Origin of the sequence: Enterocloster citroniae (genome assembly GCF_040545455.1) — a bacterium.
GTDB lineage: Bacteria > Bacillota > Clostridia > Lachnospirales > Lachnospiraceae > Enterocloster > Enterocloster citroniae.
Genome location: NZ_JBEPLZ010000016.1, coordinates 53,178 through 66,042, shown reverse-complemented (window position 1 = coordinate 66,042; position 12,865 = coordinate 53,178). Strand labels below are relative to the sequence as shown.

Sequence of the window (12,865 nt, the reverse complement as noted above, 5' to 3'; positions counted from 1 at the left end):
CAACAGGACAGGCCGCTGTGCACAGTCTGCATACACGATTGGTCTGTCCCTTTGATTATAGCCTTATAACGATAGTGTGTCAAAAGATTAATGCTTTTTCATTTCATTGACTGCTGCGAACAGAATGAGTCCAAGACCGGCCGCCAGCAGGTATATCCACCAGGAGAGACTGAGCCAGAAGTCTTTTGTCATATACAGGGCCACGGTAATGATGATAATGCCTGAGATACGGATCCACCTGGTGCATTTCCCAATATGGGCCCACAGGAAGACAGCCAGACATATGGCTTCCAGGATCAGGGCATCTGCCACATTTCCCGTGTGAAACGCGTCCAGAACCAGCGCAGCCAGACACAGGCTGTAAAGCGCGGTCTGAAGCCATGGAAGGAACTTTTCACCCTTCCATATCACAGACAGAAGGCGGGTAAGGATCACTGCCGGCAAAAGCTGTATCTCCAGCCATATGACCTGAGGCCACTCCACAAAGGGCTGTCTCCAAAACGCCAGAACCGTCAGACACAGGGCCAGGGTGTAAGCCTCTTTCCTGTACTGCTTCAGGGACGTGTATTGGAGTACGTACAAGGCTGTCAGAAACGTATATGCACAGCTCCATCCCCGGTTCTGGGACCATGTCACTGGCAGGATGATCAGAATAACCAGGATATGGAACCAGTCCACGTCCCATGAAACAGGGATAGTCTCCCGCCTGCTTATGACCGGTCTGTAACAGCGGAACAGGATTCCGGTGGCCAGAGGAATCAGGGCTGTAAAAGCATACAGCTGGTTTGCGGTCACATCATACCGTCCAGCCACGATCACAGGCACGGGAAGCACGGACAGGGCCGCTGCCAGATGAGGCCAGATACGGCCGTTCCGGTAAAACATCATATAAAATACCGCAAAACTGGCCATACAGGGAATCAGGTTCCAAAGTGCCAGATACGGATTTATATAAAATGCACCCATGGTCATAGCCAATACAATAACCCCTGTGGTATCCCAAAATTTACCATTTGTCCATTTTCTGCACTGGTAATATACAACTGCATACTCTGCTGCAAATACTCCGGTTACCCACATCATCTGCAATACACTGTTTATTGTCATGCTGCCTGCAACAATGAACACACCGGCCAGAGAATAGATACAGCTTCCTTTTAAATACCATTTCCTCATCTCCTCCTCCTGATGTAAGGATACAGCCAACAGATATGCTGACAGGAGGATAAAAAACGGCAGCGGTCCCCAACCGATCATCCAAAAGGCCGCCTGCGCCCCTGTTCCGATCACCAGCACGGATATTTGGAACCTGTCCCTTTTAACCACATCCCATACCGACACAGCCGCTGTAAAGGCCATCAGACACACATCATATCTGATTGGAAGGTCAAAGGACCGTATGAGCGCTGTCCTTCCCGTAACAGTGAGGAAAAACAGGATAAAAGGAATAACTCCGCGAAGCAAAGGATATCCTCTGCTCCAATCCGCTGCCACCGCTGCCAGCAGTATGATAGATGCAGAAGCTGCCAGTTGCTCCCCCGTCCCATTTTGTGCAAACAGGGAGATACGTATTAAGAGTGCCGTGTCCACCGCCAAACCTGCTGTAAAGATACATTCTCCATTTAAATTGCCCAGCGGACTGCCCATTTTCCTCTCAGCCAAAAAACATACTCCGGTCAATACCGCCCCGATCAGCAACTGGTAAGTAAAATCCACCGGCATGCCCAATCCTGCGTACTGGAAAAACACAGCCAGTGAAACACTGTGCAGAGTCTGCATAAAGGGAGTCCTGTTCCTCAAGGCAATAATGGCAATACCCGCTGCTGCCATTCCAAGGCCAACCATACTCCATAAAGTGATTGGAAACCGTGAGAAAACCATATGACCTGTGAAGGTTCCCATGAATCCCAAAGCAGCCTGAAACGCCATGGCCGCACTGAATATCCAAAAATGGAGGGGTACAAAAAAGCGGAATCCCTCATCCAGCCTTGCATCCAGCATTGGCCGGGATACGCCCGTTCCATCTACCCCCTGTTTTCCCCTATCCCCTTTTGTCCTCTTTCTGCGGATCGCATCCCAGGCAACCAAAAGGAAGGAATAGTATACCATGGCATTGATACATGCCCCGCAGCTCAGCTTCAATGCTCCCATCAGGAATGTCATACTCACCGTCATTCCCCACAGGCAGGCCTGGGTATAAATCCTGTCCTGGAAATTCTTCAGCCCTGCAAACATGGCCATTTCCGTCACAATGCTTCCAGCCCACAGAACCCGCCATCTGTTCTCACCTTTTAGTATGAACTCCGGTCCCAAAAGTCCAAAGTAGCCTGCTGTCAGCACGGTCAGGAACAAAAATACGCTGCCCAGTATGTAAAAAGCCTGACTTGTCCTTTTGATTTTAAAAACCCTTCCTGCCAAAAGGCTCGCCCCAAAGAACAGGCCCGCAAACCCAAAAGCCATTATAACTTTGCAAAAGCTGGGAAGCATATGCCATGCCGTGGTAGCAAAGATCAATCCGGCCAACACCACGAAGATGACCCCGATCACCAGCGCTGCCGTTCCCTGATAAAATGTGGAATCCGGTGCCGCATTTCTCTTACAGCGTTTTTCCTTGCGCGCATTTATCACATTATGTTCTAAGGCTTTTCGGTCCGCGGGTGCTTTTCGGTCCGCGGGTGCTTTTCGGTCCGCGGGTGCTTCCCGGTCCGCAGATCCTTCCCGGTCCGCCGTCTGTATTTCATTCCCCCCGGGCGCCGTCCACAGATCGGTCCGGGAAGAGGGTATGGGAACCTGCTGTAAGGTCTCATTACACGTTTCCTGTTCCCCACATCCGTTAGTCCCGTCTCTGCCAAAAGCCGCAAACCTCTGCTGTTTCAGCCATTCTGTGAGCTGTTCTATTTTTTTCTTCTGATGGCTGATCTTCACCGCCAGTCCGATTATGATGCCCAGCTCCACAAAAGGAGCTGCAAACCACACAAGTAATATCATTATAATCTCCATACCCGTTCCCCTTTCCCAGAATATCTCCTTTTCATGTCTTTATTATAGAAAATAGTCCCGGGTAATCCTAGATGTTATACGTCATTATAAGAGTGACATATGTCATTCCTGTCCTGTATGCGCCGGGGCATTTCACAAGTCCAAAACAGCCATTAGTGATCTCCTGCCCATACATAAGCATCTGATCGCCAATGGCTGTCATACATGTTCATTCAATTTATATTCCGGATACGCTCTATCTCACAGGCTCATAATCCATCTGTGATTCCTGGTCCGTTGCCTCCAGCTTAAAAATAACCGGGCGCAGCCCATCATTACAGCTGCAGACCGCAACCCCCGACTTCCTGATCCAGTCCCCGTAATAGAACAATTCCCTGCCGGAACCATGGGAAAGGGCAAACACATACTGGTATATGGCTTTCCACGCCTCATCACAGAAGCCCTCCGGTTTTGCATAATCCCCATAGAAGACCTGGCCTTCCTTCATCATGGGACAGGCAGACAGGCCCTCAACCCCATATTCATCTGCCAGTTCCTGGTCAAATGTAGTCTTCAGCACAGTTATCTTTACCTTCTTCATGTTATCTTACCTCCGCCTTTATATCATATTTCATTTATGATACTAACACAGTCCGCCCAGCTGCCCAAGCACTTCCTCATAGGGTATCACACATCCATGCTGCCCCACATAAATCGATGGCTTTGTCTTTCCATGGTAATCGCTTCCACAGGTATAAAATAAGTTGTGGTTCCTGGCCTGGTTGTAAAAATCCAGGGCCTGTTCCCGGGAATGGTAGCTGCTGAATGCCTCGATCCCGTCCAGCCCTGTTTCGATCAGGGGCCTTAACAGTTCCTCATGTCCCTTTAAATTCACACCGGGATGGGCAAGTACCGCATACCCGCCATTCCCGTGGATCGTCTCCACAATCTGCCCTAGTCCGGGATATCTCATCTCCACATAACACGGTTTTCCCTGGGAGTAATAATCCCAGTAAAAGTTCACATACGGATTATCCCCCCGTTCACCGCCCTGACGATAAGGCATGAGCATGGGGTGCTCCTTGTACTCTGTCTTATCCAGAAGAATTTCGGCAAACATTTCCCCGGTCCATCTGTCTTTCCAATAATTGTTCCCGGCCAAAGCAGCCATCTCCTCACCGGTCACCTCAAATCCCAGCGCCCTGGTTGCATGAAGCATCTTTACGGAAGCCGCCGCCCCCTGACGGGAAATGTTGTCCTCTATTCCAGCAAAATCAGGGCTGGTATAATCGATCCCATATCCCAACACATGGAAATTGACTCCCTCATAGGTACAGTCGATCTCCACTGCCGGGATATATGTGATCCCCGCATCTCCTGCAGCTTCTTTTCCCTGTTCATTTGCACGGACACTGTTGTGGTCCGCAATGGCCATAACCTTTATACCGCTCTCAAGGCATTTCCCCACCAGTTCCCGGGGAGAACACTCCCCGTCATCACTGTAAAAGCTGTGCATGTGTAAGTCTATCCGGTTTGTCTGCATGAATCTTTCCCGCCCTTTCCGTCATTATGATCATCAAACATACAAATACCATTAAATAAAAAGGATATATCCTTACGCTGATCAGTTCAGCGCCCAGACCAAACAGAGGCGGCATAAAGGTGGAGCCCATATATGCGCAGGCCATCTGAAGCCCCATGATGGATTGGGAGTTCTCCGCCCCAAAATGGTCCGGCGTCTGATGCAGCATGCTGGGATAGATGGGCGCACATCCCAGCCCTGTAAGGACCAGTCCTGCCAAAGCCGCTCCATGACCAAAAGGAAATGCCAGAAGCACTACCCCTGAGAACACGGTCAGCTGACCGATCCGCACCATGGTTTTGTCTCCCAGCCTGTCAGTAACAAAACCACTGGCCAGACGGCCGGCCGTGATGCCAAGGTAAAACAGCGAGGTCCATTTAGCTGCCGTATCAGCGGGAATCCCCTTAAAGAACACCATATAGCTGCTGGCCCAGAGACCCGTAGTGGCCTCCAGGGCACAATAGCAGAAAAATGCGGTCAATACCCCTCTGGCTCCGGGAAGCCTCAGGGCATCCCTTAGGTTCATGCCTTTATGTTCTTCGCTCATCCCTCTGCCTGTGTCTGTTTTCACTTTCCACAAAGGGAGGGATATAAGCAGACAGATCACCAGAACAATCTGGATTACCCCCACTGCCATGTAACCGTGGTTCCATTTTAATCCATTTATCAGGCAAAGCCCCATGATATAGGGACCCGCTGTTGCACCAATCCCCCAGAAGCAATGGAGCCAGCTCATGTGACGCGATTCATAGTGGAGGGCCACAAAATTGTTAAGGGCGGCATCCACGCTTCCAGCTCCCAATCCATAGGGAATCCCCCAAAGACACAACTGAAGAAAGGTGTGGGAACCGGAAAACCCCATGAGCGCAGCCGCAGTCATGGCAACACTGATGGCCGTCACTGCCCCTGTCCCCAGCTTTCTGATCAGACTGTCACTGAAAAGGCTGGACACAATGGTGCCGCCGGCAATGATCATGCTGATGATCCCGGCATAGGACACACCTGCATGCAGTTCCCTGTACATGGAGGGCCATGCCGACCCAAGAAGGGCATCCGGAAGCCCCAGACTGATAAAAGCAATATAAATAATAACCAACAATAATTGGAACATTTCATCCTCCTGCATTTTTCTCTTATCCATCAAAAGAATACCGTCTTTCTTCACTTGATTCAACTGAAAAATCGACCTATAATATAAGAAAAGCGACTAATCATCGCAGATCAGGGAGGAGATTATATGGGACTGCAAAAATGCATCCTGAATTTGAACCGCGCCAACAGGGAACTTCAGCCTCATGGAACGCCTGAATTTCCCATTGCCGGCTATGCTGCGGACTATACCCACAAAGAAGAGGACGTGATTCCCTGGCACTGGCATGCGGAGATGGAGATCCTATATGTAGGATCCGGGGGACTGAAATTGCAGATCCCCGGAAAAACCTTTCACCTAAAGCAGGGGGAAGGCTTTGTGATCAATTCCAACATCCTGCATTTTGCAGCAGCAGAGCCTGCCTGCAGCCTGCACTCCCTTGTGTTTCACCCTCTTTTGGTGGCAGGGAGCGAGGACTCTGTTTTTGGAACCAGGTATATTGCCCCTCTGATCCAGTGCTGTTCCTTTGACGGCTGCCCCTTTGACCGCATACCCGGAAATGAGATCAGCCCCAAGGAAGAGTTTATAGCCGCATTTCAGGCATTATCCGCGGAAACACCGGGATATGAGTTTGTGGTCAGGGAGAAATTGTCCCATCTGATCTTCCACCTGTACAGGGCCTATGAAAAGGAAATTGACTCCGGGGATTCGGAACTGGACTCAGACAGTCTGCGCATGCAGAAAATGCTGGATTATATAGAAAACCATTTTCACGAAAACCTGGACCTGTCCCAGATAGCCAGAGCCGCGGACATTGGGGAGCGCGAATGCCTGCGGTGCTTTAAACGGGTAATCCAGAATTCACCCATGCAGTATCTGTTAAAGTACAGGGTGACCCAGGGTGCGGCCATGCTTTTGCGCAGTCCGGCCAGCAGCGTTTCAGAGATCGCAGGACAGTGCGGGTTTAACAGTTCCAGCAATTTTTCACAGATGTTTGGGCGCTTCTTTCAATGTACTCCAAGGGAATACCGGAAACGAAATAAAAAAGCCGAGGACGATGGCTGAAGACAAAAGAAAACCCCAGCGTTGCTGCTCTGGGGTTTTCGATTTGTGCCCGCATGGACATATGATTTCTTTTGCCGATTTTATGATATCAGGCACTTCTTAATAATCAAGTATATTTTTCAACCGGACAAACGGCCGCTTATTTGTTGTTCAGAGCCGCCTGAGCTGCTGCCAGACGAGCAATGGGAACGCGGAATGGTGAGCAGGAGACATAGTTCAGGCCGATCTTGTGGCAGAACTCTACGGATGAAGGATCTCCGCCGTGCTCGCCGCAGATGCCGCACTTAAGGTCTGCTCTTGTGGAGCGTCCCTTCTCAACTGCCATCTTAACCAGCTGTCCAACGCCGTCCTGATCCAGTCTTGCAAATGGATCCGACTCGTAGATCTTAGCCTTGTAGTAGGAATCCAGGAACTTGCCTGCATCATCACGTGAGAAGCCAAATGTCATCTGTGTCAGGTCGTTGGTTCCAAATGAGAAGAACTCTGCCTCCTCGGCGATCTTATCAGCGGTCAGTGCTGCTCTTGGAATCTCGATCATGGTGCCGATGTGATACTGGATGTCGGAATTCTTTTCCTTCTTAACCAGTTCAGCTGTCTCGATCACGATATCCTTAACAAACTTAAGCTCTTTCTTCTCGCCAACCAATGGGATCATAATCTCAGGAACAATGTCATAACCGCACTCTTCCTTAACCTCGATCGCTGCTTCCATGATTGCTCTTGTCTGCATTCTTGCGATCTCAGGGTAGGTAACAGCCAGACGGCAGCCACGATGACCCATCATTGGGTTGAACTCATGAAGATCAGCGCACTTATCCTTAACAGCTTCCACTGTCATTCCCATATCCTCTGCCAGAGCCTTGATGTCCTCCGGATCGGTAGGAACAAACTCATGCAGCGGCGGATCCAGGTAACGTACAGTCATTGGTCTGCCTTCCAGAGCCTTGAACATTGCCTTGAAATCACCCTTCTGGAATGGGATCAGTTCATTCAATGCTTCTTCTCTCTGCTCAACTGTCTCGGACAGGATCATCTTACGGATCTTCGGAATCCTCTCCGCGTCAAAGAACATATGCTCGGTACGGCAAAGGCCGATGCCCTCAGCGCCCAGCTTAACAGCGTTCAGTGTATCTGCAGGAGTATCTGCATTGGTGCGGACACGCAGTGTTCTGAACTTGTCGGCCCACTCCATGATCCTCTCAAAGTTGCCGCTTACAGTTGCTTCCTGTGTAGCGATATCGCCTTTGTAGATCTTTCCTGTGGAACCATCCAGGGAAATGTAATCTCCCTCATGGAATGTATATCCGCCAAGTTCAAATACCTTAGCCTCTTCATCAATCTTGATCTCGCCGCAGCCGGATACACAGCAGGTTCCCATGCCACGTGCAACTACTGCTGCATGGCTTGTCATACCGCCGCGTACAGTCAGGATACCCTGTGCAGCATGCATACCCTCGATATCCTCAGGGGATGTCTCCAGACGAACCAGGATAACCCTCTCGCCTCTGCCGCCCTTGCCGGCATCCTTAGCTTCATCAGCTGTAAAGTATACCTTACCAGCTGCAGCACCAGGAGATGCAGGAAGAGCGCTTCCGATCACTTCGCCGGCCTTCAGGGCTTCCGGAACAAAAGTAGGATGCAGCAACTGATCCAGGGACTTGGCCTCGATCCTGCACACTGCTTCTTCAGGAGTGATCATTCCCTCATCTACTAAATCGCAGGCAATCTGGATCGCTGCCGGAGCAGTCCTCTTGCCGTTACGTGTCTGTAAGAAATATAGTTTGCCTTCCTCAATGGTGAACTCCATATCCTGCATGTCGCGGAAATGATTCTCCAGCTTCATGGCCAGGTTCATGAATTCCTCATAGCACTCCGGAAGGTCTTCTGCCAGTTTGGAGATTGGCTGTGGTGTACGAACGCCTGCAACCACGTCCTCGCCCTGTGCATTGATCAGGTACTCTCCGTAGATTCCCTTCTCACCGGTGGATGGGTTACGTGTAAACGCAACACCTGTACCGGAGGTCTCGCCCTTATTACCAAATACCATGGTCTGAACGTTAACTGCAGTACCCCAATCGCCGGGGATATCGTTCATACGGCGGTATACAATGGCACGTGGGTTGTCCCAGGAACGGAATACGGCCTTAACAGCGCCCATCAGCTGCTCTTTTGGATCCTGTGGGAACTCTTCACCGTTCATGGCTTCCTTGTAAACAGCCTTGAACTTGTCAGCCAGTTCCTTCAGGTCATCTGCTGTCAGCTCTGTGTCAAAATGTACGCCCTTGGCTTCCTTCATCGCATCAATGATCTTCTCAAAGTGGGACTTTGGAACTTCCATAACAACATCGGAATACATCTGGATAAATCTGCGGTAGGAATCATACGCAAATCTTGGGTTGCCGGTCTTCTTTGCAAATCCCTCAACAGCAACGTCATTTAACCCCAGGTTCAGGATGGTATCCATCATACCTGGCATGGAAGCACGGGCACCGGAACGAACAGACACCAGCAACGGATCCTCTGTATCGCCAAACTTCTTGTTGTTGATGCTTTCCATCCATGTGATGGCCTCAAAGATCTGATTCTGAATCTCATCGGAAATCTGCTTGCCGCAGTTATAGTACTCGGTACAAGCCTCTGTTGTAACTGTAAATCCCTGTGGAATGGGCATTCCCAGGTTTGTCATCTCTGCTAAGTTGCAGCCCTTGCCGCCAAGAAGGTTTCTCATTGCTGCGCTGCCTTCATGGAACTTATAAACCCATTTTGCCATAAGTTAATTCCTCCTCATGTTCTTGTAGACTGGCTTTCTACTCTCTAAAAAATATGTCTTTCTTTCTGGACAGAACAAATGCTTCTACCATGTCCGTCCACCTCGTCCATTATATCACAAACATTTCTTGAGTAAAGAGGTTTTCCATGAAAATTTGTTAAATTTAGAGTAAAATGGCACTGTAAGTACTTTCATTTTCTGTCATTTTCACATATCCGTTATCAATTCGCATATACGAATATATAGGCCTTGATGTACGCTAATTTGTGCATCAGGCCCTATTCTTCTTTCTTTTTATATCCCCCTGTCCTTACCGCTTCCATGTAAGCACTTACAATGTTTCCCCCTCCCAATGGGCAAATGTACCAGTTGGCGGAATATATGGAACCCTATGGATATTTGGGATGGAACATAGGATTCCGGGCGGACGGTCTGGGCGGCGTATGCAAAAAATCCCGTATACTGGCATACACGGGATTTCGCTTTGTGACCACATGGTCTTAACTACTTTCTTTGCTACGTTTATTTTACATCAAATACCGCACAATGTTTACACCTTAAACCGGTATACGATAACCTGTACCATGTATAACCGTTTCTAAAATTTTATACCCTTTTTAGCCATGCAATCTCTATGCATTTTCCCTATATTACCGTTTCTTTTCCTCTTATTTTTTTCTAACTGTGTAACTTTCGGTAGTATTTGTGGTAGTACGGGAATTTTATACTACCAAGAGGAAAAGATACAAAATCACCCTGCCGATTCCGTAGACATGCCTATTATAATACGATATAATGGATATGCTGTCGACTCTCTCCAGCAGAGAGGAGGTGCGCAAATGGATTACATATTTAACTTCCTTCTTTCGGTCATGGCAGGCATAGCTGGCTACTATATCTGCAAATGGCTAGACCGAAACCATAAAGACAGCTAGCCAAAAAGAAATCCCGTGTACTGGCATACACGGGATTTCGCTTTGTGCCCAAATGGACATACTTAACTTCCTAGCTAGTATTATTCTACACCAAATCAAGTGCTATGTCAATATCACACCTTAAACCGGTATCCAACCCCCCAAATGGTTTCAATATACTGGGGTTTGGCTGTATTAAACTCAATCTTTTCTCTTATTTTCTTAATATGCACCGTTACAGTAGCAATGTCTCCGATGGATTCCATGTCCCAAATCTTGCTGAACAATTCTTCCTTAGTAAACACATGGTTGGGGTTCTGGGCCAGGAACGTAAGCAGATCAAATTCCTTGGTGGTAAATGTCTTTTCCTCGCCGTTGATCCATACCCTGCGCGCTGTCTTGTCAATCTTCAGACCGCGGATTTCCACCATCTCGTTGGACGGCTGTCCGCTGCCGATCAGCCTTTCATACCGTGCCATATGGGCCTTGACCCTGGCTACCATCTCACTGGGGCTGAAGGGCTTTGTAATATAATCATCAGCGCCCAGGCCCAGGCCGCGTATCTTGTCAATATCCTCTTTTTTGGCTGAGACCATGATAATTGGCGTGTTCTTTACCTCCCGCACCCGTTTGCAGATTTCAAATCCGTCCGTGCCGGGAAGCATCAGGTCCAGAATCAGCAGATCATAGTCTTCCTTAAGGGCTTTGTCAAGTCCCTCGGTCCCGTCATTCTCAATTTCGACCTCAAACCCGGAAAGCTCAAGATAATCCTTTTCCAGCTCCGCTATGCTCTCCTCATCTTCCACGATCAGTATCTTGCTCATCCTGTATAACCTCCTGATATTTTCTTAGGACAAAGTGAATCTCCGTGCCAATTCCTTCCTTGCTGGTGGCCCATATACGGCCCCCGTGATCCTCTATGATCTTGCGCACAATGGACAGGCCAATACCGCTTCCGCCCTGGGATGAATTTCTTGAGGAATCAGTCCGGTAAAACCGGTCAAAGATATTGGGAATATCCTTTGCTGCAATTCCCTTTCCATTATCCTCTATCTCCACCTGTATAAAATCCCCCACGTCCTTTATCCGGATATTAATAATACCCTTTTTCTTATCCAGATACTTCACAGAGTTGCTGATAATATTGTTGATAACGCGCTTCATCTGTTCCGCGTCAGCAATCACCACCACATCCTCATCCACATAATTAAAATATCCCAGTTCGATCCCTCTGGCTTCCATATCCAATCCCACCTCATCCACGCAGTCCTTAAAATACCGGGCCACATTGATCTTGGAAAAGGTGTAGGGGATCTTATTGGTATCAATCTTGGAATAAAAGGTCAGCTCATCTATGAGACGGTCCATATCATTAGCCTTATTGTAAATGGTCCGGATATATTTGTCCAGTCTTTCCGGTGAAGATGCAACGCCGTCCATGATCCCTTCCACATACCCTTTGATGGCCGTGATCGGCGTTTTCAGGTCATGGGAAATATTGCTGATCAGCTCCTTATTATCCTTGTCATACTGCACCTTCTCATCCGCGTTCTCCCTGAGCCTGATACGCATCTCTTCAAAGTCCTGGCACAGCTGGCCGATCTCATCATCCGCATCCACTTCCAATGTGAATTCCAGGTTGCCGTCACGTATCTTCTTAGTGGCTTCCTGAAGCTTGTTAAGAGGGCTAAGAATGGAACGGTACACCCACAGCGTAAGGGCAATCCCTGCTATGACCAAAATCATGGCGCCCAGTATCAGCATCTCCCTCAGCATGGACTTCACCTCGGGCACCAGGTCATCCACATTGGAGATAATAAAGGCACTGCCCGCCTCCCCATCGGGGAAGTCAAAGTCCATCCGCTTGATCAGGTGCTGGCTCTCTCCGTCCAGATAGATGCCGCCGTCCAGGTAGATACCGCCATCCGTTTCACTTTTCATGGCGCCAAAGTGGGGAAGCTGCGCGCACAGCGCCTCGTCTTCCATAATATTATTATCCCCACAATAGATAATGGCATCCTCTCTGATCACCACCAGATAGGCATAGTGATTTTTCAGCTCCGCATTAATGGTATCCAGATACTCCTTATCACTGTACAGCCCCGGATTCTTATCCAGGGTTTTCCGGATATCCTCCTGGGACCGTTTGGTCAGCCGGTTGAAAATCTGCATGGAGTTGCCGGAAAAGAAATCCACGGGCTCCGAAAGGTCATACTCCTTAATAAACGATTTTGCCTGATAATTGCTGAGCACAACCGCCATCAGGTAAAACAGCATCATGGGTACAATGGTAATGGTCAAAAATGCTACTGCAAGACGGGTCTTTAATTTCATAAGTCCCATCCTCCTTCATCTACTTGCGGTACGCCTTATCCATATATAAAAGACAGACGTCAGCCGCTATTGCTAGTATATCACATTTACTTATAATCGTTTATAAAACTATTATAAATTTTATTAATAAC

At 48.7% G+C, this 12,865-nt stretch carries 9 protein-coding genes; 2 read left to right on the top strand and 7 right to left on the bottom strand.

Annotation, left to right across the window (positions count from 1 at the left end; genetic code table 11):
* Positions 1-87: 87 nt before the first annotated feature.
* The 4 genes from ABID13_RS18875 to ABID13_RS18860 form a co-directional block, all read right to left on the bottom strand.
* A complete protein-coding gene (locus ABID13_RS18875) occupies positions 88-3,000 on the bottom strand; it encodes a hypothetical protein (protein WP_048929380.1) in 2,913 nt (970 codons plus the stop codon).
* Positions 3,001-3,235: 235 nt separating this feature from the next.
* The gene (locus tag ABID13_RS18870) at positions 3,236-3,580 is read right to left on the bottom strand and encodes a TIGR04076 family protein (protein ID WP_048929381.1); all 345 of its coding nucleotides are present in this window, start codon (positions 3,578-3,580) and stop codon (positions 3,236-3,238) included.
* 42 nt (positions 3,581-3,622) lie between these two features.
* Positions 3,623-4,522 (bottom strand): PHP domain-containing protein, encoded by a 900-nt coding sequence (locus ABID13_RS18865; RefSeq protein ID WP_007867512.1) that lies wholly within the window; start codon positions 4,520-4,522, stop codon positions 3,623-3,625.
* Positions 4,476-5,672, bottom strand: coding sequence for an MFS transporter (locus ABID13_RS18860; protein WP_007867514.1), 1,197 nt, complete (start codon positions 5,670-5,672; stop codon positions 4,476-4,478). Before ABID13_RS18860 ends, ABID13_RS18865 begins: the two co-directional genes overlap by 47 nt.
* A gap of 126 nt (positions 5,673-5,798) precedes the next feature.
* Between ABID13_RS18860 and ABID13_RS18855 the strand changes: the two genes are divergently transcribed.
* On the top strand, positions 5,799-6,716 hold the full coding sequence (locus ABID13_RS18855; RefSeq protein ID WP_007867515.1) for an AraC family transcriptional regulator: 918 nt from the start codon (positions 5,799-5,801) through the stop codon (positions 6,714-6,716).
* Between the two features lie 139 nt (positions 6,717-6,855).
* On the opposite strand, the gene ppdK is transcribed toward ABID13_RS18855, so the two are convergent.
* On the bottom strand, positions 6,856-9,486 hold the full coding sequence (gene ppdK / locus ABID13_RS18850) for a pyruvate, phosphate dikinase (protein WP_007867518.1): 2,631 nt from the start codon (positions 9,484-9,486) through the stop codon (positions 6,856-6,858).
* Positions 9,487-9,867: 381 nt separating this feature from the next.
* On the opposite strand from ppdK, the gene ABID13_RS18845 reads away from it, so the two are divergent.
* On the top strand, positions 9,868-9,990 hold the full coding sequence (locus ABID13_RS18845; protein WP_270289294.1) for a hypothetical protein: 123 nt from the start codon (positions 9,868-9,870) through the stop codon (positions 9,988-9,990).
* 544 nt (positions 9,991-10,534) lie between these two features.
* Here ABID13_RS18845 and ABID13_RS18840 read toward each other — a convergent pair.
* The gene (locus ABID13_RS18840; protein WP_007867519.1) at positions 10,535-11,224 is read right to left on the bottom strand and encodes a response regulator transcription factor; all 690 of its coding nucleotides are present in this window, start codon (positions 11,222-11,224) and stop codon (positions 10,535-10,537) included.
* Positions 11,196-12,734 carry a sensor histidine kinase gene (locus ABID13_RS18835; RefSeq protein WP_045092354.1) on the bottom strand — a complete coding sequence of 513 codons (1,539 nt, stop codon included), beginning with the start codon at positions 12,732-12,734 and terminating at the stop codon, positions 11,196-11,198. Before ABID13_RS18835 ends, ABID13_RS18840 begins: the two co-directional genes overlap by 29 nt.
* Positions 12,735-12,865: the final 131 nt, after the last annotated feature.